At 43.1% G+C, this 25651-nt stretch carries 22 protein-coding genes; 13 read left to right on the forward strand and 9 right to left on the reverse strand.

Going from position 1 to position 25651, the window contains the following annotated elements:
- Positions 1–28: 28 nt before the first annotated feature.
- A complete protein-coding gene (locus B9G53_RS04410) occupies positions 29–484 on the reverse strand; it encodes a helix-turn-helix domain-containing protein (protein WP_094529585.1) in 456 nt (151 codons plus the stop codon).
- A 213-nt stretch (positions 485–697) separates the two neighbouring features.
- On the opposite strand from B9G53_RS04410, the gene B9G53_RS04415 reads away from it, so the two are divergent.
- From B9G53_RS04415 to ureC, 5 genes are all read left to right on the forward strand, one after another.
- Positions 698–1522, forward strand: coding sequence for an urease accessory protein UreD (locus tag B9G53_RS04415; RefSeq protein ID WP_094529587.1), 825 nt, complete (start codon positions 698–700; stop codon positions 1520–1522).
- Positions 1523–1590: 68 nt separating this feature from the next.
- Complete coding sequence (gene ureA / locus B9G53_RS04420) at positions 1591–1893, forward strand: urease subunit gamma (RefSeq protein ID WP_094529589.1); 303 nt, start codon at positions 1591–1593, stop codon at positions 1891–1893.
- A 21-nt stretch (positions 1894–1914) separates the two neighbouring features.
- Positions 1915–2535 (forward strand): Uma2 family endonuclease, encoded by a 621-nt coding sequence (locus B9G53_RS04425; RefSeq protein ID WP_176453090.1) that lies wholly within the window; start codon positions 1915–1917, stop codon positions 2533–2535.
- A 50-nt stretch (positions 2536–2585) separates the two neighbouring features.
- The gene (locus B9G53_RS04430) at positions 2586–2897 is read left to right on the forward strand and encodes an urease subunit beta (RefSeq protein ID WP_094529591.1); all 312 of its coding nucleotides are present in this window, start codon (positions 2586–2588) and stop codon (positions 2895–2897) included.
- A 4-nt stretch (positions 2898–2901) separates the two neighbouring features.
- Positions 2902–4617, forward strand: coding sequence for an urease subunit alpha (ureC, locus tag B9G53_RS04435; RefSeq protein WP_094529593.1), 1716 nt, complete (start codon positions 2902–2904; stop codon positions 4615–4617).
- Positions 4618–4730: 113 nt separating this feature from the next.
- Here the strand turns inward: ureC and B9G53_RS04440 are convergent, their stop codons facing one another.
- Positions 4731–5813: a GTP-binding protein gene (locus tag B9G53_RS04440; RefSeq protein ID WP_094529595.1), complete on the reverse strand. Its 1083-nt coding sequence runs from the start codon at positions 5811–5813 to the stop codon at positions 4731–4733.
- 80 nt (positions 5814–5893) lie between these two features.
- Positions 5894–6103 carry a sulfur carrier protein ThiS gene (gene thiS / locus B9G53_RS04445; protein WP_094529597.1) on the reverse strand — a complete coding sequence of 70 codons (210 nt, stop codon included), beginning with the start codon at positions 6101–6103 and terminating at the stop codon, positions 5894–5896.
- 74 nt (positions 6104–6177) lie between these two features.
- On the opposite strand from thiS, the gene B9G53_RS04450 reads away from it, so the two are divergent.
- Together B9G53_RS04450 and B9G53_RS04455 are read left to right on the forward strand one after the other, a co-directional pair.
- Positions 6178–8685 carry an HAD-IC family P-type ATPase gene (locus B9G53_RS04450; protein WP_094529600.1) on the forward strand — a complete coding sequence of 836 codons (2508 nt, stop codon included), beginning with the start codon at positions 6178–6180 and terminating at the stop codon, positions 8683–8685.
- A 50-nt stretch (positions 8686–8735) separates the two neighbouring features.
- A complete protein-coding gene (locus tag B9G53_RS04455) occupies positions 8736–9269 on the forward strand; it encodes a hypothetical protein (RefSeq protein WP_094529602.1) in 534 nt (177 codons plus the stop codon).
- 6 nt (positions 9270–9275) lie between these two features.
- On the opposite strand, the gene B9G53_RS04460 is transcribed toward B9G53_RS04455, so the two are convergent.
- Both B9G53_RS04460 and pdhA read right to left on the reverse strand, forming a co-directional pair.
- Positions 9276–9716, reverse strand: a complete 441-nt coding sequence (locus B9G53_RS04460) for a DUF29 family protein (RefSeq protein ID WP_094529604.1) — start codon at positions 9714–9716, stop codon at positions 9276–9278.
- 312 nt (positions 9717–10028) lie between these two features.
- Positions 10029–11057: a pyruvate dehydrogenase (acetyl-transferring) E1 component subunit alpha gene (gene pdhA / locus B9G53_RS04465; protein WP_094529606.1), complete on the reverse strand. Its 1029-nt coding sequence runs from the start codon at positions 11055–11057 to the stop codon at positions 10029–10031.
- A gap of 263 nt (positions 11058–11320) precedes the next feature.
- On the opposite strand from pdhA, the gene B9G53_RS04470 reads away from it, so the two are divergent.
- Positions 11321–11518, forward strand: coding sequence for a hypothetical protein (locus tag B9G53_RS04470; RefSeq protein ID WP_094529608.1), 198 nt, complete (start codon positions 11321–11323; stop codon positions 11516–11518).
- Between the two features lie 70 nt (positions 11519–11588).
- Here the strand turns inward: B9G53_RS04470 and B9G53_RS04475 are convergent, their stop codons facing one another.
- Entirely contained in the window at positions 11589–12773 is a 1185-nt protein-coding gene (locus B9G53_RS04475) for a GAF domain-containing protein (protein WP_094529610.1), read from the reverse strand.
- A gap of 148 nt (positions 12774–12921) precedes the next feature.
- On the opposite strand from B9G53_RS04475, the gene B9G53_RS04480 reads away from it, so the two are divergent.
- The 3 genes from B9G53_RS04480 to B9G53_RS04490 all read left to right on the forward strand — a co-directional run bounded on the left by B9G53_RS04480 (position 12922) and on the right by B9G53_RS04490 (position 16922).
- A complete protein-coding gene (locus B9G53_RS04480) occupies positions 12922–13110 on the forward strand; it encodes a hypothetical protein (RefSeq protein ID WP_094529612.1) in 189 nt (62 codons plus the stop codon).
- Between the two features lie 54 nt (positions 13111–13164).
- Entirely contained in the window at positions 13165–15702 is a 2538-nt protein-coding gene (locus tag B9G53_RS04485) for an O-antigen ligase family protein (protein ID WP_094529614.1), read from the forward strand.
- An 86-nt stretch (positions 15703–15788) separates the two neighbouring features.
- Positions 15789–16922 carry a hypothetical protein gene (locus B9G53_RS04490; RefSeq protein ID WP_094529616.1) on the forward strand — a complete coding sequence of 378 codons (1134 nt, stop codon included), beginning with the start codon at positions 15789–15791 and terminating at the stop codon, positions 16920–16922.
- On the opposite strand, the gene B9G53_RS04495 is transcribed toward B9G53_RS04490, so the two are convergent.
- From B9G53_RS04495 to B9G53_RS04510, 3 genes are all read right to left on the reverse strand, one after another.
- On the reverse strand, positions 16914–18125 hold the full coding sequence (locus B9G53_RS04495; protein WP_094529618.1) for a lipid-A-disaccharide synthase-related protein: 1212 nt from the start codon (positions 18123–18125) through the stop codon (positions 16914–16916). The two genes, B9G53_RS04490 and B9G53_RS04495, sit on opposite strands and share 9 nt — an antisense overlap.
- Before the next feature lie 266 nt (positions 18126–18391).
- Positions 18392–20317 (reverse strand): biosynthetic arginine decarboxylase, encoded by a 1926-nt coding sequence (gene speA / locus B9G53_RS04505; protein WP_094529622.1) that lies wholly within the window; start codon positions 20315–20317, stop codon positions 18392–18394.
- A gap of 417 nt (positions 20318–20734) precedes the next feature.
- Complete coding sequence (locus B9G53_RS04510; RefSeq protein WP_094529624.1) at positions 20735–21019, reverse strand: YggT family protein; 285 nt, start codon at positions 21017–21019, stop codon at positions 20735–20737.
- A 414-nt stretch (positions 21020–21433) separates the two neighbouring features.
- Here B9G53_RS04510 and B9G53_RS04515 point away from each other — a divergent pair, with 414 nt between their 5' ends.
- Together B9G53_RS04515 and B9G53_RS04520 are read left to right on the forward strand one after the other, a co-directional pair.
- Entirely contained in the window at positions 21434–23758 is a 2325-nt protein-coding gene (locus tag B9G53_RS04515; RefSeq protein ID WP_094529626.1) for a serine/threonine-protein kinase, read from the forward strand.
- 91 nt (positions 23759–23849) lie between these two features.
- Complete coding sequence (locus tag B9G53_RS04520) at positions 23850–25643, forward strand: cation:proton antiporter (RefSeq protein WP_094529629.1); 1794 nt, start codon at positions 23850–23852, stop codon at positions 25641–25643.
- The last annotated feature ends 8 nt before the right edge of the window (positions 25644–25651 follow it).

The following is a 25651-nucleotide window of genomic DNA, read 5'->3' on the forward strand; positions in this document are numbered from 1 at the left end:
TGATTCCCCCGTCGTCTTGGTGGGTCTGCTATTGGATCTTTTTTTTTGCTCCCTTTTCTCCTGCATTCTGAAACATCTCGTCCATCTCGGCTTCAGCATCGGGCAGATTACCATTAATCAAATGGGCAAATCCTCGTCGTTGGATGCGATGCCGCCAAGACAATAATGTCCCATAGTCGACTCCTAGTTCCTCGGCTATGTGTTGGGTCGTTTGTCCTTGTAAGAATCCACGCAATATCAGCACGATCTGACCACAGGTGTAATGGCTTCCTGATAAGTCTGTCCCTGTAAAAATATGGAACACTTTCCCACATTCCCGACACTTGTATTTGACGATTGGTGCACGTTGGCGATCGTGTGGCGCTTGTCCTGCTGGTATTGCGTGTCCACTTGGACAATGCAAACCCTGCGGATGCAGGATCTTTAATAACCATTCATAGCACGCTTGTTCATCTAACAATTCGGTCAGGGGAAATTTGATCATCGCTTCTCTGTCGATTCATGAAAATGACTTCCTCCTATTTTGCCATTTCACCTACTTCCCCAGATGAGCGAAATGTGTAATATCTAGAAACTAGATGAGAATTTAAGAACCCTTGCTGAGTTTGGTTCTTAACTCACAAAAGTATTGTCATACTTTTGTAAATTGGTATTAGATGCTATGTTTCCTATTGCACAGAATTAACTATATATTCCTATGGCTTCACCTTGGGCGGGAGAATTAGAATTAGAATTTGCGAAAAGACAACAACAAACGGTATTAACCCGCAATTATGCTGTCGCACCTTGGAAAATACAGCGATCGCTGTATCCAGAAGGTGATCAGGTTTGTCATTGTATCTTGCTCCATACCGCAGGAGGTCTAGTGGGCGGCGATCTCCTATCTGCAAAAATCCATCTCCAACCCCATACTCAAGCCCTAATTACTACAGCAACCGCTAGCAAGATCTATCGCAGCACAGGCGAAGAATCCCTACAAAATATCCATATTCGCATTGATGAAGGCGCAAATTTAGAATGGTTTCCCCAAGAAACGATCGCCTTTGCCGAATCAAAGTATCGTCAAACCACAAGAATTGATCTCGCATCAAATGCCACCTGTACTCTATGGGAAATCGTCAGGTTTGGACGCACAGCAAGGGGTGAAAAATTTCTTGATGGTAATTGGCGATCGCATACAGAGGTATGGCGCGATCAAAGCCCTTTATGGATTGATCGCCAATTCCTAAATGGAAATTCGGAAATGTTAGGGAGTCCTAATGGATTAAACAACTATGCGATCGCTGCAAGTTTTATTTTTGTAGGCGCACAAGTGGAGCCTGAACTAATTACGCGCATTCGCTCTACTTGGGAGCAAGGTAATTATCAGGGAGTCTCAGGAGTGACGCGATCGCTAGCAGGTTTAGTTTGTCGCTATTGTGGCGATTCTTCTAGCGATGCGCGTAAATGGTTTCAGCAAATTTGGCAGCTTTTGCGTGTATCCTATAGAAATAGAACGATTTGCGTACCGCGAGTTTGGTAATTTTCTAATTTTGACAAAGCCAAAATTAAAAAACAAGTAAATGCGTACCTAAAATTTGGTAACTATCCATGCAACTTACGCCTCAAGAAAAAGATAAATTGCTGATTTTCACTGCCGCCCTGTTAGCAGAACGGCGCAAAGCTAAAGGGCTGAAGTTAAATTATCCCGAAGCGATCGCTTTTATAACTGCCGAGATTATGGAAGGAGCGAGGGAAGGTCGCACGGTTGCGGAATTAATGTTCTATGGTGCAACTCTTCTCACTCGCGATGATGTGATGGAAGGTATTCCTGAAATGATCCATGATGTGCAAGTTGAGGCAACTTTTCCCGATGGTACGAAACTGATCACAGTACATAATCCTATTCGCTAACTCTAACTATGGAGGTCTGAGATGATTGCGATCGCTGAAGTTCAAAATTCACAAACTAAATCAAAGCTGACCTATGAAAAATTCGTTAAACTGCGACTTGTCGACGGACGCTATGAATTTGTTAACGGAGAAGTAGTTAAAGTGGTCAATACTAGACAGCATGAAGATGTTGTTGCTTTTGCTTATAAAAAATTTGACCGAGAAATTGACAGGTTAAATTTAGATTTGGTAGTGCGCCAAAATGTGAGTATTAGAACTGTTGCTAGTAGTGATAAGCAGAGTAGAGTTCCAGACTTGAGCGTGATAGATAAGGAATTTTGGCGATCTAATCCATCTGATTACGCTCCATTACAAAAGCCGATTCAGCTAGCAGTAGAAGTCACATCAACCAACTGGGATGATGACTATATTGACAAGTTTTTAGAATATCAAAGTCTTGGCATACCTGAATATTGGATTGTGGATTATTTGGCGATCGCTAGTCGTGATTTTCTTGGTAATCCTAAAATCCCCACTGTGTTTGTTAATTTACTAGATGAAAATGGTAAATATCAAACAACTAAATTTACAGGAGATGCCAAAATTATTTCGCGGACTTTTCCTGAATTGGACTTAACTGCTGCTCAGATTCTAAACATCTAGGATGCAACGCAAAGTGCTGCATCCTATCAATCAACAATGGAGACAAACCGATGATAGTTGGTGAAATCATTACCCAAGAAGGGGATATTGAATTAAATGCTGGGCGCGAAGTGATTACGCTCAAAGTTGCTAACTCAGGCGATCGCCCGATCCAAGTTGGCTCGCATTATCACTTCTATGAAACCAATCGCGCATTAATCTTTGATCGCGATCGCGCCAAAGGAACCCATCTCGATATTCCTGCGGGAACATCAGTACGCTTTGAGCCAGGGGATGAGAAGGAGATAAACCTCGTTCCCTATGTGGGCGATCGCGAGGTTTATGGATTTAATGCTTTAGTTGAAGGCAAATTGGAGAATTAAACGAATGAGTTATAGAATGTCTCGCCGCGCCTATGCGGAAACCTATGGACCAACCGTCGGCGATCGCGTGCGTTTAGCGGATACAGAACTATTTATTGAAGTAGAACGCGACTACACCACCTATGGCGATGAAGTCAAGTTTGGCGGTGGCAAAGTAATCCGTGATGGCATGGGACAATCACCAATCACGCGAGAAGGCGGTGCGGTGGATGTAGTGATTACAAATGCGCTAATCCTTGATTGGTGGGGAATTGTCAAGGCGGATGTGGGCATTAAAGACGGCAAAATTGTGGCGATCGGCAAGGCGGGAAATCCCTATATTCAGGATAATATCGATATCATTATCGGAGCTAGTACTGAAGTAATCGCAGGGGAAGGACGCATTCTCACCGCAGGCGGCATTGATTCGCACATTCACTTTATCTCACCACAGCAGATAGAAGTAGCGATCGCCTCGGGAGTTACAACCATGATTGGCGGCGGTACTGGCCCCGCGACTGGCACTAATGCCACCACCTGCACCCCAGGATCATGGAATATGGCGCGAATGTTAGAATCCGCCGAAGCTTTTCCGATGAATTTAGGTTTCTTAGGTAAAGGCAATAGTAGCAAGCCCGAAGGCTTAGTGGAACAGATCGAAGCAGGAGCGATGGGTTTAAAACTTCACGAAGATTGGGGAACCACTCCTGCCACGATTGATACTTGTTTGGGCGTTGCTGATGAATATGACGTGCAGGTTGCGATTCATACCGACACGCTCAACGAAGCGGGATTTGTGGAAGATACAATCGCTGCTTTCAAGAACCGCGTGATCCATACCTATCATACTGAAGGTGCAGGTGGTGGTCATGCACCTGACATTATCAAGATTTGCGGTGAAGCGAATGTACTTCCTTCTTCCACAAATCCTACTCGTCCCTACACCTTAAACACTTTAGACGAACATCTCGATATGCTGATGGTCTGTCACCATCTCGATCCGAGCATTCCTGAAGATGTTTCTTTTGCAGAATCACGCATCCGTCGAGAGACGATCGCTGCTGAAGATATCCTCCACGACCTCGGCGCATTCAGTATGATCTCTTCTGATTCACAAGCAATGGGAAGAGTTGGAGAAGTAATTACGAGAACTTGGCAAACTGCCCACAAGATGAAAGTCCAGCGTGGTGTGTTAGCCGATGTGGAAGGACTAAATCGTGCTGACAACTTCCGAGCGCGGCGCTATGTGGCTAAATATACGATCAATCCTGCGATCACCCATGGTATTTCCGAATATGTGGGTTCCATTGAAGTTGGTAAAATCGCCGATCTTTGTTTGTGGTCGCCAGCCTTTTTTGGTGTGAAACCTGAAATAGTGCTTAAGGGTGGTTTCATTGCATGGGCGCAGATGGGTGATGCTAATGCCAGCATTCCCACACCACAGCCTGTGCATATGCGTCCTATGTTTGGCAGCTATGGCAGTGCGATCGCCAAAACTTCCTTTACGTTTATGTCCCAAATTGCGATCGAGCGCGGTATTCCACAACAACTAGGATTACAAAAACAGGTATTGGCAACTAAGGGAAATCGCAACATTAGCAAGCGTGATTTGAAGCTCAATGATGCGTTACCAAGGATCGAGGTTGATTCGGAAACCTATGAAGTCCGTGCCGATGGTGAACTATTAACCTGTGAACCTGCTTCAGTGTTGCCAATGGCTCAGCGATATTTCTTGTTTTAAGGCGCTTTTCAAGCAAGTCAGGTAAAAGGTTTGTTTCCCCGCCGAAGGCGGGGAAACAAACCCATACTTCACTAGACTGGTAAACGCTATGTTAGGCGATCGCCAAATAATTCTTAAACCAAGCAACCCATAAAACCTTCTCGAAGCTTGTCACCCTCTAAATGTCTGCCGATGAAGACCAATTGATTCTTGCGGAGTTCATTGTCTTTCCAAGGACGATCGCGAGTTGCATCAAGCTGCATATGTACACCTTGAAATACTAAGCGCTCATCTGAACCAGAGAGATTGATAATTCCCTTAGAACGGAAAATATCTTGACCTTGAGTTTTCAATAACTCACTAATCCATGCTTGGAACTTGTAAGGATTGACTGCACCTGCTTCTAAAATGCTGACCGAGCCAACTTCCTCATCGTGGATATGGTGATGATGTTCGTGGTGTTCATGCTCATGATGGTCGTGGTCGTGATGCTCATCGTGATCGTGATGATCATGTTCATGGTCGTGATCATGTTCTTCTTGGGCTTGAGCCGCGAGAAATTCTGGATTCTTCTCAAGAATGCGATTGAGGTCAAAGCCGCCGACATTGAGAACTTTATTGATGCTGTCCTCAATATTCTCAGTATTGGTTTGATTTAACTGGACGCGATCGACTCTGGCTAAGACATTGAGATGCTTGATTTTTGCTTCTAATTCCACTAATTCAGCTTCAGTCACTAAATCAGTCTTATTCAGCAAAATCACATCAGCGAATCCGATTTGTTCGAGAACTTCGCGATCGCCCCAATGTTGTTGGACATGCTTGGCATCAACAACTGTCACCACCGCATCAAGCTCAACCTGCTTATGAATATCTTCATCCATAAAGAAAGTTTGGATTACAGGACCGGGATCGGCTAATCCCGTGGTTTCGATCAAGAGATGATCGAATTTATTGCGACGGCGCATCAAATTACCAATAATCCGAATCAGGTCGCCGCGCACAGTGCAGCAAATACAACCATTATTCATTTCAAAAATTTCTTCATCAGCACCGATGACCAGTTGCTGATCGATGCCCACTTCGCCGAATTCATTGACAATCACGGCAACTTTTTTGCCATGCTCAGCTGTAAGGATGTGATTAAGTAATGTGGTTTTGCCTGCGCCAAGGAAGCCTGTGAGGACAGTAGCGGGGATTTGTGATGTTGCGATCATAGCCGATGCCAATTGCCTGTGATGCTAATTAATTAAAGATGTACTTACAAAATTATAACGCTCTTAATTTGTCAAGGCTTTTAACCACCACCAACAATGGTGACGATTTCTAGGCGATCGCTATTTTGGATAATCGTGTTTTCCCAGAGTTGACGATGTAAAATCTCGCCATTATATTCCACAGCCACTAGGCGAGGATTCATTCCTAAATATTTCAGTAATTCGATCATCGTGAGATTTGACTCACAGGTGCGATCGTCACCATTTACTTGCAACGTAATCATAGACATTAAGTTTAAACTCTGATTTTCAATATTGACTTAGAGATCTTATACTGCTTACTAAAAATGATACCTGTGTGTCTATGCCACAACCTACATCAGACAATACGCCAGACTTACCTGAGAACGCCTCACCAAATGTTTCACTCAATCCTGAATTAGGACTGAGTGAAACTGAAGTCGCTGATAGAAGGCGACGTGGTGATATCAATGTTGTGGTGATGCGATCAAGTCGTACCTATAATGACATTTTTAAAGAAAACGTTTTTACATTATTTAACGTTACCTTTGGCGTGGTCTTAATCTTGATGATGGCGCTTGGACAAATTACCGATGCGCTCTTCTCAGGATTTTCGGTATTTATGAATATTCTTGTGGGTGTTGCCCAAGAAATTCAAGCCAAGCTGACACTAGATAAACTAGCTCTGCTTTCGGTGCAGAAGGTGAAGGTGCGGCGGGACGGTGAATCGAAAGAGATTCCTGTGGGTGAGGTGGTGCGTGATGATCTGATCGAACTAAATCCAGGCGATCGCGCTCCTGTGGATGGCGCAGTGTTGATTTCCCAAAATGTGGAAATGGATGAATCATTGCTCACAGGGGAATCCGATCCTGTTGCTAAACAAATTGATGACATTGTGCTGTCGGGTTCTTTCTGTTTAGCGGGAAGTTGCGTATTTCGTGCCGATAAAATTGGCAACGAAAGCTATGCGGTGAAGCTATCGCAGTCTTCGCGAGTGTATAAGCGAGTCTTTACACCTTTACAGAAAAAGATTGATGTTCTCGTCGAAATTTTTGTGCTAGTGCTAATTGTGGCGGCGTTCTTGCATGTCGCATCTAGCCTTAATTCAGGGCGAACGATGGTGGACACGATTCGCTATGCTTCAGTAATCATCAATAGTTTTGTGCCAGCAGGTTTAATCCTATCGATCAGTGTTGCCTTTGCGATCGGAGCAGTGGAAATTAGTAAGCGGCGCACCTTGATTCAAAAGATCAATGCCGTTGATTCGATGAATAGTGTGCGGATTCTCTGTACTGACAAAACGGGAACGCTGACCCAAAATAAGCTTGTCGTTAAAGAGATTGTGCCTTTGGGGGATACCGATGAGGATTCACTCCGCGAGTTAATCGCTCTCTACACAAATCTGATGGGTTCTCAGAATAGTAGTGCCAAGGCGATGGCAACTTTTACGGATAAGCCCAGATCTCCCGCCAAGTTTGTTAGCGAAGTTCCCTTTAGTTCTGGACGTAAATGGGGGGCGATCGCGATTGATATCGGCACAACAATCATGGTTGGTGCGCCCGAAATCTTATTTACCAATCCTGAAATGCAGGAAAAAGCCAAGCAATACGGGAGACAGGGGTTGCGGGCGATCGCTGTGGTTACTAGCGAAGATAGTTTTGATGCTTCCGAAAAAAATCCCGCACTACCAACTAATCGACGCGATCGCGGATTGGTCTTACTCGAAGATAGTTTGCGTCCTGATGTGATTGAGACGATCGCCGAGCTACAAAACAAAAATATTCGCCTCAAAGTCATTTCAGGCGATAGCGTCGAAACCGTCGCTTCGATTGCCCGTCAAGCAGGAATTGCGGTTCCTGACGATGCGGTGTTTACGCAAAAGACTTTAGAAGCGATGGATGCACCGACCTTTAGCCGAGCCGCTGCTTCTGGTGCAGTCTTTGGCAGAATCACTCCCGACATGAAACGTCGCCTAATTTCATCAATGGTCAAGCGTGGCGGCTATGTAGGGATGGTGGGTGATGGGGTCAATGATGTACCCGCGTTTAAGGAAGCGCAACTGGCGATCGCGATGAATGATGGCGCACAGATCAGTAAAGATGTGGCGGATATCGTCTTACTTGACAATAATCTCTCAGCACTACCGCAAGCCTTTAGCGCAGGAGATGACATTAAACAGAAGATTCTCTCTACGGCTCTGCTCTATCTCACCAAAAATATTATGGTGATTCTGACGATTTCCTTTGCAGGATTTGTGCAGCTTCCCTTTCCCGTCGAACCGCGTCACATGACGGTTTTAACAATGGCAGTAGTGGGTTTCCCAACGATTTGGATTGCCTTTGGCTGGCTAAAACCTGTGAGACTTGAGAACTTCTTACGCGATGTCTTAGGCTATAGCTGTATTGCTGGCATTTTTGGGGCGATCGCCATGACCATCGGCTATGTCTTTTCCTATTACATCAGTGGTTGGGCTTTGCTAAAGGTTCCCTATAGTTCAACTGTGATTAACACAGAGGCTTTTGCGGATATTGCTAGGGGACAAGCGCAATGTGTTAGTACTTTTATTGGGATGCTTTTCTGTCTATTTATATTTTGGAGTATTACTAATATATCGATATGGAAAGTGCATACTCTTCTCAAAAACTCTACGGCCACGATTCTTGGGGTTTTATCGGTTGGCATTTCAGCAGTTTTGATGTTAGCCTTCCCAACATTTTTTCAAATAGAAGTCCCCGATCAGTTTGGTTGGTCGATGATTATCTTTTTGCCAACTGCTAGTTATTACACATTCCGTATGATGCAGTCTAGCAAGTTGTTTCGCCATTTGCCACGCTATCTCAGCCAACCCTAATCAAAAGAGCGTCACTTGGCGATGCTCTTTCTCAATTTAAAATTCATACTATGAGCATGATGAAATCTAGAACTGTCAAACGCCCGATCGCTATTACCATTCTCGCCACTACGATGATGGGGATGAGTCTTGTCTTGATTGGCGATCGCATCCTTAATTTTTATGTCTATCGTTTATTGGAGAGCAATACTCCTTTAGTAGATAGCAATTCTATTAATTTACAATTAGTCTCAGATATTGCTTTTCTAGGATTTAGCATCGTACCAATTTTATTGGCGATCGGATTGTGGTATTTAAAATCTTGGGCAAGATTTCTGAGTATGTGTCTTTTTAGTTCCATCATGTTTCCTGCGATCGCGGCTTCTCTACATTGGATTTCACCACCATCTGCGGACAAGCTGTTGGAAATCCCTACGGTTTTTGATGATGTTTTTAGTGTAGATGCCTCAGTGCCAGCCTCGCGTCTGATTATTCTCAATCCATATATTGCTCTTGGTAGCGCGATCGCCCTTGCTATTCTGCTCACCCCTGCGATCGCCAGAGCTTTTAGGCTGCAACATATTTCTACTAATTCAGAAGAATAAATATCCCTAATTCTCATCTTCTAGATTAGTTGAGATTAAGATGATGGCGCGATCGCTGATTTCGTCACGGTTAACTAATTTTGCTAATTCTTTTGGTGTATATCGTCCTTCTTCAACTTCTGCGGCAGCGCGATCAAGAGATTCGGAATAGGCTTCTAGAATGGCTAGGCGTAACTCATCGATATTTAGATATGTACCACCAGCTTTGCGACGTTTGTTTTTAGTTTGGATACTGCGAATAGAGTTGCGAATTGACAGATCCCAAGATCTGGTGGTGCGATTTTCGGCTTGCTGTTTGATCAGGTGCAAAAGTAAAACTACTGCAAAACTACGAATGTTGTTGATTTTATCGTCTCGGCTCATTTCTTCTAATTCGTCAACAATTGCCAAAGCTCCAGACATATCGCCTTTAATTAGCAATTCCCTTAACGTCAAAAGTTCTTCCATAGTCTTGGTTATGTGAGAATGCGATATATGCAATTATAAAGGCTTTTAATCTAGCAGTTTTCATTTTGCTACGGCAAAATGAAAACTGCTAGATTAATGGCAATATCGAAGCATAAAATGGCATTGTCATTTTGTGTCTTTAAAGATTTACTGGGTTTGATTTTCAATTCACAAAAGTGTGACTACACTTTTGTGAATTGGTAATTAGTTGAATAGAAATAAGCTTGCTAAAAGTGTTGGTTTAAAACACTTTCAACAAGCTTAATTTTTAAGGCTAATTAACACAAAGTACTTACACAAAGTACTTAATTGCTATTCATCTTCTGCAAACTGATAACGGAATAGATCCTTAGGATCTGGCTCAGGAGATGTTTCGGCAAAGCGGACACATTCCTCGACCACATCACGGATTTTTTTGTCGATCGCTTTCAACTGGCTTTCTTCTACCAAGCCATGCTCAAGTACACGGCTCGCAAAGATTTTAATCGGATCGCGTCCAAACCATTTATCCTTATCTTCCTTGCTGCGTAACTCGTCAGGGTCAGCTAGAGAGTGTCCTCTAAAGCGATAGGTCATACATTCCAAAACTGTAGGTCCCTCACCAGCACGACCACGACGGATAGCCTCTTGAGCATGTTCACGTACTGACAACACATCCATGCCATCAACTTCAAAGCCGGGCATCCCGAAAGCTTCTGCTTTCTTATGAATCCGTACATCAGAAGTAGCGCGATGATGCTTCATACCGATCGCCCAATCATTATTTTCGATCACAAAAATGATGGGCAACTTCCACAAAGCTGCCATATTCAGCGTTTCAAAGAATTGACCATTGTTGCTTGCGCCATCACCAAAGAAGCAAGCCGTTACTTGGTCAGCATTAGGATCGCCCATCACTTCACGGCGATATTTAGACTGAAATGCTGCACCTGATGCAACGGGAATTCCCTCTGCAACAAAGGCATAGCCCCCTAAAAAGTTATTCTTGGCTGAAAAAATATGCATTGAGCCGCCACGACCTTTGCTGCATCCTGTCTCTTTACCAAACAGTTCAGCCATGACTTCATTGGCGGTGACACCTGCGCTGAGTGCGTGAACATGGTCGCGGTAGGTACTGCATACATAATCATCGGGACGCATTGCTTTGATGACACCAGTAGCAACGGCTTCTTGACCGTTATACAAATGCACAAACCCAAACATTCTTCCGCGATAATACATTTCCGCGCACTTATCCTCGAAAGTACGCCCTAGTACCATATCTTCGTAAATGGTTAGAGCTTCATCTGTGGTGATCTTGGGTGCAGAAGTCGAAACAGTCGCAACAGTGTCTTGAGGCATCGATTCAGTAAGTGTGCTAATCGTTAAATTTTTCTTTTGTTTAGTCTAGCAGTGAATGTATAGCTGTCGCCAGTTTTGTTGAAGATGAGTGGCGGCGCTTCAAGCGCCGCCACTCATCTTTTGTTTTTTGTAAAAGACGGCGTTACGGACTAGCTTTGCTGTTTTGCGTGGTTCGATGCGCTATACAATTCTATCAATTAAATTGTATGTGTGGCTGCAAAGCCACCACACATACATACTGTTAAATTAAAAGAGAAAACTTGATGACTACCCATTTTATTACTGCGGAAATTGAGATTAATGAAAATCAAGATGCGATCGCTAAAACTGTCGAGCAAGAACTAGCCAAGCATGGTGAGCCATTGCGTTGGGCGATCGCCTCTGTTGATAGTAAAGTTGATGCTGCGACAAATATAAAAACTCAAACTGCTCATATCGAGGCAGTTGTTACTCGTAATTAAAGTGCTTTGCGCTTTGTTTTAGACCAATAAAATTTGAGAAAGTATCACTGAGCGATACTTTCTCAAATTTTTATTGGTCTGAGGTGAGAGATCGGTACATTTCGATAACTGCATCTTTGATGTTTTGGGATAAGTTTTCAGATTGTAAATCTAGCAATCTTTGCCGAAATTCCTGTTGGGATGCAGTTAATTCTTGCACTTGTTGCTTAAGCATTGCGATTTCATCTAGTTTTTGCTGCATACTTTCGATTAGATCACCAACTCTTTGTTGTAAATAATCAACTTTTGATTGTGGTTGATCTTGGTTTGGATCTTGAGCGCAACTTTCTAGTACATCCTCTAGGGTTGTGGATTCCAAATCAACACCGTAGATATCTTGTGGCGCATCTATGGTGGCAAAAACACGAGGATAGGGACTAGAGCTATATAAGATTTTTTGATCTAGTCTTTGCATGGCTAAATTAATGGCTTGATTGATAGAAGTGTCACTATTTCTGATACGACTTCTATCCAGTATTTCATTCTCTTCATCATCAGACAAAATGAAGTTGTTAGATACTGCAATATCATCTGTGTTTGACTCTGGCTGGCTTGGTATAGTTTCTGAATCCTTAGATAATTCTACTCTTCTGACGATCAGTTCTTCTAGATCATGGGATTGAGCAACAGGTTGATAACCCGTAAACGATGAGTTCGAGAATGTGGGCGATCGCAAACTTAATTCCCAAGACTGCAAACATTGACCTAAAACTTGAGATAGCTCAAATAAAAAATAAGCCTCTTGATTCTGCCATTGTCTGATGCGATCGCATTGTTGGACAAATGCTAATCCCCAGATTTGATCAAAGGCTCCCAATGAATTAAATAAAATTGGGGCTGACATCATCGCTTTCACCTGAGTGATTTGCCAACTTTGATGGACGCTAAATATTTCAGGTGTTTGAGTGACATCTGAGAGTCTTATAGCGCAATCACGAGGATAATTTCGGAGAGAATCCACTCCAAAATAAGAAATTGGATATGTTTGATTTTTAATGTTTTGAATATTAGGAGAAATTGCTTCTACCAATACAATCCCCTCGTCTTGATTGGTGAATTGATAAATTGCTACACGATTGACATCTAAGTGATCGCCTAAACTAGTTAAAAAAATTTTTAACAACTCTTCAGGGCTATTGCTGGAGAACATTGCTGTAGCAATTGATTCATATTCCAGTTTCTCACTAGGATCAAAAAAATTGGGAACCCCGTTCATAAGTTGCTAAGTATCAGCGATCGTCATAATATCTCTTTTTAGCTTTCTGTAACACGAATACGGCAAATTGTAGTAACGCAGCTTGCAAAAATAACTTAAGCAGACAAGGGGTTTAAGCCCCTTGTTAAAGCTAGTGAAATCTTCCAAGATGACTAACTCTAACTATGAAACTGATTTTAGGGTTTCCATCGCAGCAGGCTATGGAAACTCTAAAATCAGTTTTGATGAAAGTCTGCTAAAGCAGACTTTCATCAAAACTGATTTTTATAATGAGAATTACTGGGAAAATCCCAAATTTGGTTTCGGAACAGGAATTACTGAGATAATTGCAGTCTAGCTTATTGACTTCACAAGTTATAGCTTCTTTGGAGAAATTGGTTTACCAAATTTTATGAGTACAGGTCGGTTAATCGTCCAGTTAGGCTTCGCCGCCTATATTTTATTCACGCTCCTGCCTGATAGTAGTACGCAGATGGTGACTTTCCCTTGGGTGTTACTGTGGCAAGTGGGATTGCTATGCTTTGCGATCGCAGGTTTATTAAATCTATGGCGGCACGAGAAACCATTTTATTTATTGGGTAGTGGCTTTGACTGGGCGATCGGTGCTGGCTTGGTAACACTGTGCTTATCGACCATGTTTTCACGGTTCCCAAATCAGGGAATGTGGTATAGCCTGACTGCCTTTGGCTATTTTATTGCGCTGTATGTAACCAATAATTTTTTGCATGTCGCATCACCGACCGCAATTTCTCTCCCACCGAAGGCAGGAGAGAAATTGTCCAACATTTTGCGATTTCAAGGCTTATTAGGATTTGTGGTAATTATTGAAAGTTTATTTCTGTGGATCACCCAGTCATGGCTGCCACAGTTAGCTAATTTTGCCAAGCTTAATCAATGGGGGCTAAATCTTAGTTACGATTTCTCAGATTTGCAGTCCCGCAATTGGGCTCCGATGGGACATCAAAACTATGTGGCAGGATTTTTGATGCTCGTTTTGCCGATTTTTGCTAGTTTGGCGATCGCTCAGACAGGAATGTGGCGATCGCTATGGCTAACGGCGATCGGATTAGGGTTAATTGATTTGTATACCACCAGTTCGCGGGGCGGATTTTTAGGGCTAGGAGCCATCGTTCTGTATGGAATTATTGTGGCTTTGTTGCGTGGTAGAGGCAATCGTTGGTTAGTGGCTTTGGGCGGCGGTGGGGCGATCGCTTTAGTAGCATTTTTAATTTCTACAAATAATCGCTTACGATCGCTTATCTCAGGTTTAACCTCTAGTTTTGCTAATCCCACTCAAGGATCTAGCGAATTGCTATTTAGAGCGATCGCGGCGGATGTGGGTTGGAGGATTGGCTTAGAGCATTGGTTATTTGGCGCGGGGGCAGGCTCAGCAGTGATGCTTTATCAGCAATACCGTCCGCAATGGGCTGGACGCGAAGCCGAACTTTTATTTCAGTTACATAGTACGCCTGTTCATCTTTGGGCGGAGCTAGGGATCGGTGCAGTAATTACCTTTGTGTTTGTACTGGTAGCAATTGTGTCGCTATTCATCAAATTGCACAAATCTCGCAGTTGGCAAGCTAATCCACAGGATCAGGCGATCGCCTATGGTTTATTTGGCAGTCTGATTGGTTATGGCATGTTAGCTATTACTGACTATCAGCTTGATGTACCTGCGATTAGTGGCAGCTTGGTGATTATATTTGCTAGCTTGGCTTATCTAGGACAAATGCATACAGGCGAATTAATTAGCCTCGGTCATCAAAAGCAGCCACGCTTTTGGTTAGCAGTTATTGCCACAGTTTATCTGGGAGCTGCAATCGCATGGCTAGTTCCTGTGAATATCGCTTGGCAAGCATCGAGTGTAGGATTTATTTATCTATCAACGGCAAGAGTAGATTTAGCAGCCGCCAAACCAGAGTTTTTACCTGAAGTGATCGCCGCCGTTGACAAGTTCCAAGATCGACTCAAATTCGCGCATCAACTTGCACCTTGGGAACCCTACTATTCCTACCAGTTGGGTTGGAATTTAGCCGATCTCGCAGTTAACTATCCGAATTTACCGCAGTCATCTGCATGGCAAAAAGAAGGTTTAGCATGGATCAAAACAGCGCTCGCCTCTAATCCTCATAACGAAGCAGGGTACAACGCTGCTGCTTGGCTCAGTCTCCGAGAAACTGAAACCAGCGCTGCTCAAGCAGCAGAAACTTATTTCCGCCGAGGTTTAGAACTTGTTCCTAATAAGCGATCGCTTTCCTTTGGATTAGGTATCAGTCTATTGCGTCAAGGAAAACAAGCTGAAGCGATCGCCGCCATGACGACGGAAGTAATTAACGATCCTATTTTTATTACTAGTCCAATTTGGAAAGATGCACCCTTTCAGAGTCTTTATCCGCAAGTAGTAGCCAATCTGGAAACTGCCTATCGTGGTAATTCCCAAAAAGCGCTTAATCTTGCTACCTTACAATGGTGGAATGGTAATCCTAATGCAGTTAACGAACTCCAGCAAACGGGTAATCCCACCGCAGTTCTACTCGCTAAGGCGATCTCCAATGACATCAATGCGTTGCAATCGGTTAAGCAAAATCCCCAAACCCCTCTAGAAATGGTGGTTTCGGCATGGCTAAATCCTAATTTGCGAGACAAGTTACTAGAACGCGCCTATGTATTTGCTACGAGTAGTTTACCTGATGAGCGCTCAGCAGCGATCATCAAAGCAATGAGCGATCGTATGGCGCAGTCTCCGAATTTTGATGCTTGGTTCCGACTACCTTTACCAGTCAATAGCCCATTAGTCATAAGCTATCGTCGAGCAAGATTGGGCTTTGGTGTAGTTAGTCGTCACTTGGATGGAGTAGTTCCCCTTGACTTCTTTAATGTTAGTGAACGCGCAGAGATATCACTTTTTCTTAAAGATTTATTCTCTTGAGATCGCTATACTCAAAAGAGAGTTGCGCCGCAACTCTCTTTTGGTTTTCTGAAGTTCTGATTTTAGCAAAATTAGGCTATTAATCTATGAAATGGAAGTTGTCGAAATTGATCGGAGTTTTGGCGATCGCGATGATTGTTTTATTCGCTTCGACTGCTAGCGCTAATGCTCCACCGCCACCTCCGATGAACTGGTTTACATTCTCTTATCCAGTAGGTCAACAAACCCTGCAAGGCTTACAGATAGTTGAATGCAATACGGCTACTTGTGAACAGCCAAGGTTGTTTATTCAATACGGCGAATGTCGTGATACAGGCTGTCTAAATTCTTCTGCTATTGCCTTGCAGATAGATAGCAGTTATCGGTTTAACTGCTCTGATAATCGCTGCTTATTGGTTAGTGATCTTGTTAATACTTTTCCCATAGATAGAACTAAACCTCAAGATAATCCCAATAAATGGTTTAGGCTAATTGGACAGTTTTCTGATCGCTTGCGTCTAAGCCCTACGCTTTTAAAAGATCCCAAAGAAAAAACTGCATCTTTCCCCCATAGTGGTGTTTGGCAAGTGCAAGTTACTCAGGATTCTTTACAAGTAATTCAGGAAGAGAATAAACTTGCGTACTTTATTTTAACGCCCGTTCAAGAATATACAAGTCAGATGTTTTTGACTGGATGGCTTCTGACAATTGCCTCTGAACTATTGGTAGGTGCAATTGTTTTATGGTGGCGCAAAGCATCCCAACAAAATATTTTTAGAGTATTGATGGCGATCGCGATGGTCAATCTATTTAGCTATCCAGTGGTTTGGTCATTTTTTCCATCTTTGGAACCATTTCAAATTCTCTTAGGAAGGTACTTTGGAATTAGCTCCTTATTTGTAGCCATGTTTTATGGTTTGGCTATGCATGTAAAGCGCCAAGCTTCCTCTAAAAAAATTGTCTTCTTCTCTTTGCTGATCTTTATCGGCATGAATATCCTCGGCGGTTTTATCGCTCTTTGGTTTGGTTACGGCAATCGAATTCCGATCGCTGAAGGAATTCCCTATCGTTTTACGTTGCCAGTTTCTGAAGTTTTTGCGGTAGTCTATGAAGCATGGTTGATATCTACTCTAAGTCTGGGGCAATTATCCTTAAAGCAAGCTGGATTGCTCAGTTTACTTACTAATATCACCAGCTTACTTTTAGGTTTTATTCTTTTTGGGGTGAATTTCTTAGCTTAAATCGCTAATATGTTTAGCGATTCGTGCCGATGCTCCTGCTTGCCCCATGCGCTCCTCGCCATTGCGACTTACTTCTTGAAAGTAATCAGGATCTTGCAAAATCTCATTGAGAACATCGGCAACTTGAGCAGGTTTTTCGATCAAGTTAATCGAGCAACCTAATAAATCCGCTTGTTCTTCGGCAAATTTGCGCGTAAATTGAGGACCATTTCCTGCGATCGTAATTACAGGCTTACCTAAACCCACCATCTGCTCCGTCGCAGTTCCCGCCATTGCTAAACCTAAATGACATTGATGGAGACAATCGCTAAAGCCATCTTGCAAGAGAATTAGCCGTGCATTCTGTACCTTAAAAGTAGTTTCATCAATGCGTAGCCAACCCTTTTGAATGATGCTCTGTCCAATGACTTCTATATCCAAATCTGGGGCGATCGCTACTAAGAAATGTACATTATGGGGAATGGCACGGGAAACAACTTGAGCGCAAAGCATCAAGGTCATCCAGTTTTCGTAGGCTTCAGGCGATCGCGAACCAGGTAAAATCGCTACCGCCCATTCATCTTCCCCAATACCAAAATTAAGCCCCTTAGGTTCTAGCCCATCCATCATCGAGTTACCGAGATAAACCGCAGGTAGTTTAAAATCTTGATTTAAGATCTCGGCAGTGAGCAGATCACGGACAAATACTGCCTTACAGCGATCGCTATTCATCAAAGCGCGTTCCCAAGGAAAAAAGATCGAGCCGCCAAAAGGCTTTTTGACATGGGGTAAATTACTTTTGCGATCGCGCCAAAAATATTCTGACTTAGCCGTGGCAACAAACACAAAATTACAACCGCCAAACTGGGATGGCAACCATGCAAATAGCAATGGCACAATATCACCCACTGCTAAAATTAGCCGTTTGTTTCTGCGGTTTTCACGCGACCATTTCCACACAAAACCCAATTGTTTACGGGTTAGCCCCACCAATCCGCTTTTGACATCACGGGCTAACTGACGGCTATCCATGCGGACAAATCCCCCCGAAGGCATTGCCTGTGTAAACTTTTCGATAATCGGGATATTTGCCTTAGCATAGGCATGTCCCACACCCACAAGCGGCAAGGCGATCGCTGAAAATCCTAACTTTTCCAATTCAATGCAGATACGGGCTGCGATGATATCTTCGCCATGTCCGTTACTGATACATAAAATTTCCACGTTTTACCAAAAAATCTAATTTGCAATTCTGAATTAATGACTTGCGATACCCGTGGGGCAGCAAATCAATATTGGGCTAATGTAACTTTAGTAGAAACTGCGACATTATGCTTAATACGCGCTGAGGATCGCAAATTACAGCGCTTTGCGCTCAAACCCAAACCAAGAAATTTTGTAAAAGTGTTGCTTTGCAACACTTTTACAAAATTTCTTGCCGTAAAACTGTTGTGGGAGGCTTTGCCTCCCACAACAGTTTTGAGATTTGATTAACTTAAATAGGTGTAACCATTTAGGCAATGCTCATATTTTTGTAAGAACAACCTTGCTTCATCGAGAGTGATTTGCTTCTCTTGGAGAGCGCGTTCCGTCTCTTGGCGAATATTCTCTAGCATCGAGTCACGATTGTACTGGACATAGGCTAATACCTCAGTCATCGAGTCCCCCTTAATTACATGCTCAACCTTATAGCCTGTAGGCGTTGCATGAATATGCACGGCATCAGTATCACCAAACAAATTATGCAAATCGCCAAGAATTTCTTGATAGGCTCCACCAAGGAATAAAGCTAAAAAGTAAGGCTCTTCCGCAATGAAAGGATGTAATTCTAAAGTAGATTTGACATCGCGTAAATCAATAAAGCGATCAATTTTGCCATCACTGTCACAAGTAAGGTCGGCGATCGTGCCGCGACAGTTAGGTTCCTCATTGAGGCGATGGATCGGCATAATTGGGAAGAGTTGATCGATCGCCCAACTATCGGGAGCAGACTGAAACACCGAGAAATTGCAATAATAAGTCAGCGCCATCGCTTTTTCTAGATCTTCGAGATCATCGGGGACATAGTTAAGTTTGCGAGTTACCTTGAGAATGCGATCGCAACATTCCCAAAATAGGCGTTCCACTCTAGCGCGTTGTCTGAGAGTGAGGTAGCCAAAGGTAAACAGACTAATCGCCTCTTGATTAAACTGAACGGCATCATGATAAATCTCTTGATAGTTATTCTCATTGATGTTTTCTAGAGTCTCGAAGAGATTACGAATAATTAAATGTTCATCTTCTTGTAAAGGCTCAATCGTTTGATTCGGAATTCCACTAATACCAACGACATCGAAAATTAGAACTGACTGATGAGAAGCGATCGCCCGACCACTTTCGCTCGTTAAGGTAGGCACTGGAATTCCCTTTTCAGTACAAGCATCCTTAATTGCTGCCACGATATCGTAGGCATAGTTTTGCATACTGTAGTTCTTGGAAGCATAGAAATTCGTCTTGGAGCCATCGTAATCTACGCCCAAACCGCCACCCACATCGAGATGTCCCATTGGTGCGCCTAGTGTTGTAAGCTGCACATAGATTTGACCTGCTTCGCGCAAAGCATCTTTAATTGTGCTGATATTGCTAATTTGGGAACCGATATGAAAATGTAACAATTTCAGAGAATCTAGCATATTTGCGGATTCCAATTGTTCGACGGTTTCGAGGATTTCCCACATGCTCAAGCCGAACTTAGCGCGATCGCCTGTCGAGTCTTCCCAATGTCCCAAACCTTTAGCACTTAGCTTTGCACGGACACCAACCACAGGCGCAATTCCCAACTTTGTCGCAGCACGGATAATCATCTCCACTTCTTCCAACTGCTCGATCACAATGATCGTATTTTGTCCCAGTTTTCGCGCTAACAGGGCAGTCTCAATATACTCAGCATCTTTGTAACCGTTACAAATCAGCAGTGAACCGGGGGTGCGTAAGGTGGCAAGGGCAATTAATAATTCGGGTTTAGAACCTGCCTCCAAACCAAATTGGAACGGTTTTCCATACTTGGCTATTTCTTCCACCAATTGCCGTTGCTGATTGACTTTGACAGGAAAAACGCCACGATAAACGCCATTGTAGTTATAACGGGCGATCGCCTTGGCAAAGGTAGAATTCAAACGCTCAATGCGATCGGCGAGAATATCCGAAAATCTGACTAGAATGGGTGATCGCAATCCCCTTTGCTTGAGATCATTCACCAGTTCAAACAGGTCAATACACCCACCGCGATCGCCTTTGGGGGAGACAGTTACGTGACCAGCCTCGTTAATACTAAAATAAGGCTCCCCCCAGCCATTGATCCGATAAAGTGCTTCACTGTCTTGAATAGTCCACTTTTTGGCATCGGCAACAACAGGTAACTGAATCTCTTGCAACATTGTTAATAAACCCTACAAACCTTGATCTACATGCTGGAATAGGCGGCGCTTTAAGCTGACCGTATCAACTTTAGCACTATCAACTAATGTAGTAGTGAATCTCGAAAATAGTCTAGATCTTTGTGAACAAGTTTGGTAACTTTTGCCGTTCTTGGCACTGGTCAGTAAATCCTCTGTCTCGATTTTCTCATACCACTAATTTACTGACCAGTGCCATAGGTGATGTTCCCTTACGCAGAGTAAAGACTTACCCTAATCACCCAAATCTTTCTAACCCTCTAGGGTGTTACACAAATTTATAATGATCAAGGAAAATAACATTCTTAAAACGAACCACAAAAGAATTTTTAAAAATGCTGCTTTGCAACGCTTTTAAAAATTCTTTTGTGGTTCGTTTGATCGGTAATTGCGGTAAATCTATTGCATCATTGTCAAAATACCTTGCTGACCAAGTAACATTTCGCGCAAGAGGCTAAAAATACCGACACCAATCACAGGGGAAATATCAATCCCGCCGATCGGTGGGATTAACTTCCGCAGCACAAATAGCAAAGGTTCTGTCGGAAATGTAATTAGGCTATAGGGAAATTGCTTGATAGGAATCTGGGGATACCATGTCATGATGATCCGAAATATATACATCAGGATAAATAATCCCAAAACAATATTGAGAGTAAGAGAGCTAATGGCGATCGCGTCCACGACAGTAACCAGTTTCAAATTTCAAAGTATTTATGCGATCGATCCTAACAGTTTTATACCCAAAGACAAATCGGCTAAGCTGTTTTATAGCAACTCAAAACCCAAAAGATGAGTGGCGGCGCTTAGCGCCGCCACTCATCTTTTGGGTTTTATCTCCTAAGCAAAACTTACATTGCTATTTGTTTTAAAACCCTTACGGGGTCTGGTTTATAATTCACAAAAGTGTGACGACACTTTTGTGAATTGGTATTACTCAGCAATTCTCATTTTGTAAAAACTTGCGAAAATTGGTAGTCCAAAAGAAGCAATGAAGTGCGGCGCAGAGCGCCGCACTTCATTTTTTGCGAGAAGACGAAAATTAACTTGCTAGGACGTTAAGGAAATGCAAAAATATTCAAGTTAGCAGTGACTGAAATGATTATGCTCGGTAAAACCTTGACTGGGCGCTACAAAATCGTCAAACAACTTGGCGGCGGCGGCTTTAGCCAAACTTTTATTGCAGAAGATGGATATCTGCCCGATCGCCCTAACTGTGTGATCAAGCAGCTTAAGCCTGCGTCATCACAAGCAGAAATTTTAAAAATTTCCCGTGAACTATTTGATAAAGAGGCAAAGGTACTTTATAAGTTGGGACGGCATGAATGTATTCCCAGTTTATTAGCGCACTTTGAAGAAGATGAAGAATTTTTTCTCGCTCAAGAATTGATTGAAGGCGATGTCTTGACCCAAGAAATTAAGCGTGGTCAGTGTTTGGGAGAGCAGTACACGATTGATTTTCTCACTGACATTTTGCTGACTCTCGATTTTGTCCATCGTCAACAGGTAATTCACCGTGATATTAAACCCAGTAATCTGATCCGTCGTGCTAGTGACAAAAAAATTGTCTTAATTGATTTTGGTGCAGTTAAAGAAGTTAGCACCCAACCAATTAGTCAGTTAGGACATACCTCCAGCTTGGTAATTGGCTCCCCCGGATATATGCCCAATGAGCAATATAGTGGCAAGACAATGTTTGCCAGTGATATCTACGCGATCGGGGTGATTGCCATCCAAGCCCTAACGGGGATATTGCCCAATCAGATTCCTGAAGACCCAATTACTAGTGAGTTTTGCTGGCGCGATCGCGCAAAAGTTACGCCTACATTGGCAGATGTAATTGATAAGATGGTGCGCTTTGATTTTCGACAACGCTATCAATCAGCAAATGATGTATTAGAAGCGCTAAAACCTTTACTAATGCAGTCCCAAGCTCTGACTGTTTTTAGCGAAGCTACACCACTAGTTCTTTCTGAGTTACCACTAGTTTCCAATCATCCTGAGAAGATTAATAAGAGTCCTCTGGAAAAGCTAATTGATGAAGTATCCGATGACCTTGAAATGAGCGAAGACCCTGTGAGGGCTAAGAAGCTAGTATGTCTCGTATGTACTGGCATTTTGGAAAATGATCTCACTCGTCTAAATAATTTTAGTTTTGTGGAACTACTGGAAGACTTATATCAACAATATCCAAATATTGAAGCCCTAAAAGAGAACTTAGTAAAATCTGTGAAGACGATCGCTGTCCAAAAGCAGCGTCAATACTTGATTGTTGCCAAAATAGTTTTTAATGCAGCTTCTAAGCTTTATCAACAAATACCAGTATCCGTAATTGCAGAACCGATGAGTTCTTCTCAATTCAAACCCAATTCTCAAACAGTCAGTCAACCACTTGCTTATTCAGTAAATCATCTAGTAATTAATGCGGGTTCCGCACAACTGATTGCGCCCTTTGATACTTCTCAAAACAATTCTATAAAAGAACCTCTCCACAACTCACTGATTGCAACAACCCAGTCGGATCAACAGTTCAGCTTTACTGAAGATGAATTATCGATGATCGATCCCTATCTCAACGATGACTCTGATATTTATGCATGGGTAGCCTATAGCATTGATACAGATGCTCAGCAAATGCGTCTCAAAAAACTCTTGCTTTATACCTATCAAGATGTTTGGGAGAGCGATTTGCGTCAATTAAATAGCATTGATTGGGCGAGCCTTTTGAGAGAATTGGTCTCATTTATGCCCACTTTGGTGCAATTGACAGCTTTAATCCAAGAATCAGTGCAAAGAGTTTCCAAACCTTCGGAATATGCTGTGATCGGTAATTTGCTACTTAGTAAGTTAGAACCTCTTTATCCCGATCGCAGTTATGAAGATAATTTGGTAGCAGTCAATCCTGCGATCGCTCCACCAATCGTCCCCATTAACAATCAACCTAATCAGTCCAATCATCAAAACAATCATCAAATCCGTAGTAAAATCCCCTTTGATCCGCAAATTGCCGTTGATCTATTTGACTTGCGATTGGAACTAATGCGATTTACCAGTTCTATGCGAGCCAAGATTTTACTGTTTTCCGTGCTGTATTACCCCTTTGATCCCGATCGCGATAATTGGCATGAGTTGAGAACGCATGGGCTTGATGGACTGCTACGGCAGTTATTTTATGCCTATTCCTCCTACGATAAAGCCGAAAAATCGATCTGGCAAACAGCGCGATCGCTAAGTGAACCCACTGCTTATGATCAGTCAGCTAGTTATATCCTTCAGGCAGTCAAGACTCTTTACGATCAGATTGAAGCTAAATCAATGTTGCATCCTGCGGAAGGTAACTTGTCCTCGTCGGATGATACTGACTTTACGCAACCAAGTTTACTCTTCCGCAGCAGCGATGATGACACTTGCCAGTTTATCTAAAAGAGAGTTCGGTGCGGAGCGCTGAACTCTCTTTTAGGTTTAGCAAAATCCAAGCTAAAGTATAGATGGCAACGTTCTTTAGTTGGTTTCTGTGCAAGAAGATTTTCGGTTAATTGTTGATTTAGTAACTGTTCTTGCAGCAGCCTCGTTTGGCGGATTACTGGCGGCGGCTCTGCGATTACCAGTTTTGTTGGGCTACATCTTTGGCGGCATTGTTGTTGGTCCAACAGGTTTAGGGCTGATCAAGGAATTGATTCAGGTAGAAACCCTTGCCCAGTTTGGGGTAGCCTTTTTGCTATTTGCCCTCGGTGTTGAGTTCTCGCTGAAGCAATTAAATAAGGTGAGAGCGATCGCCCTTGGTGGTGGTAGCTTACAAGTTTTGTTGACGATCGCTCTTACCACTGCTGTCTCAGTACTGGTGGGATGGGTCGAGACCCCTACACAAGGAATTTTCTTAGGCGGGATTTTATCACTATCATCAACGGCGGTGGTGCTACGAAGTTTGATGGAAACCAATGCCACAGAGTCCTCACAGGGACAGGTAACACTGGGGATGTTGATCATCCAAGATTTAGCACTAGGCTTGATGCTGGCAGTGTTGCCCGCATTGGATCATCCTGAGTCAGTGGGGATCGAAGTGATCAAAGCTTTGTCGGTGACAGCTTTATTTGCAGGCGGAGCGATCGCCGCAGGAATTTGGGTAATTCCGCCATTTTTGCGGTGGGTAGCGAGTACCGAGAGCCGCGAATTATTTTTGCTAAGCGTGATCGTACTGTGTTTAGGGATTGCACTCCTGACTGAGCAGTTGGGCTTATCGATTGAGATGGGCGCGTTCGTTGCAGGTTTGATGATTTCTGAGGTGGAATATGCTGATCAAGCACTCACCTATGTTGAACCACTGCGAGATGTGTTTGCGACTTTATTTTTTGCAGCGATCGGGATGCTGATTGATCCTGTATTTCTGCTCCAAAATTGGGAATTAATTCTCAGTCTTGTGGCGATCGTGATGATTGGTAAATTTTTAATCGTCGTACCTTTAGTAAGCTTTTTCCGCTATCCCTTACGAGTCGCCATTTTTGCGGGATTAGGTTTAGCCCAAATTGGAGAATTCTCGTTTGTACTAGCTAGTGAAGGACAGAAATTAGGCTTAGTATCGCGTCGGGTATATCTACTAATTTTAGGAACAACTGCCGTAACTTTGATGGTTACCCCATTCTTGCTCAAGGCAACACCACAGATCTTAGAATTGCTCGAAAAAGTGCCATTTCTCCAAGCTTGGATGAATAAGTTGGATATGCCCCAAGAACTTGCGGCAAATGCGGAACTCCATGATCATGTGGTGGTTTGCGGTTATGGTCGGATTGGACAGGGCATTGTCACTTTGTTGCAGTCTAAGGGCTATCCTGTGCTGGTAATTGAAGATGCAGAATCTAAGGTGGAAATTCTGCGATCGCGAAATATTCCCTATCTATACGGCAATTGTGCCAGTCCGTTCGTTCTCGAAAAAGCAGAAATCGACCATGCGCGATCGATGTTAATCGCAATTTCTGACCCGATCGCGACGAGACTGGCTGTGCAGAGAGCAATATCTATTTCTCCAGAAATTGATATTGTGGTCAGAGCCGAAAAAGATGCGGATATCGATACTCTTTATCAACTTGGTGCGAAGGAAGTAGTACATCCCACCTTTGAGACAAGTTTGGAATTAACCACTCATCTCCTACTATGTCTGGGTGAAAGCACTCAAGATATCCAGACAGAAATCATTGCGGTACGTCGTAGCCGCTATGCGAATTTCCGTCCTGAAATTGCCTGTGCATTACCAATAGTCCCTCTATTGCCACCTACCACCAATCTTGTTGAGATTGATGGCAATGCTTCTTGAACTAACAG

The sequence above is a fragment of the Pseudanabaena sp. SR411 genome, from assembly GCF_002251945.1.
Taxonomy (GTDB): Bacteria; Cyanobacteriota; Cyanobacteriia; order Pseudanabaenales; family Pseudanabaenaceae; genus Pseudanabaena.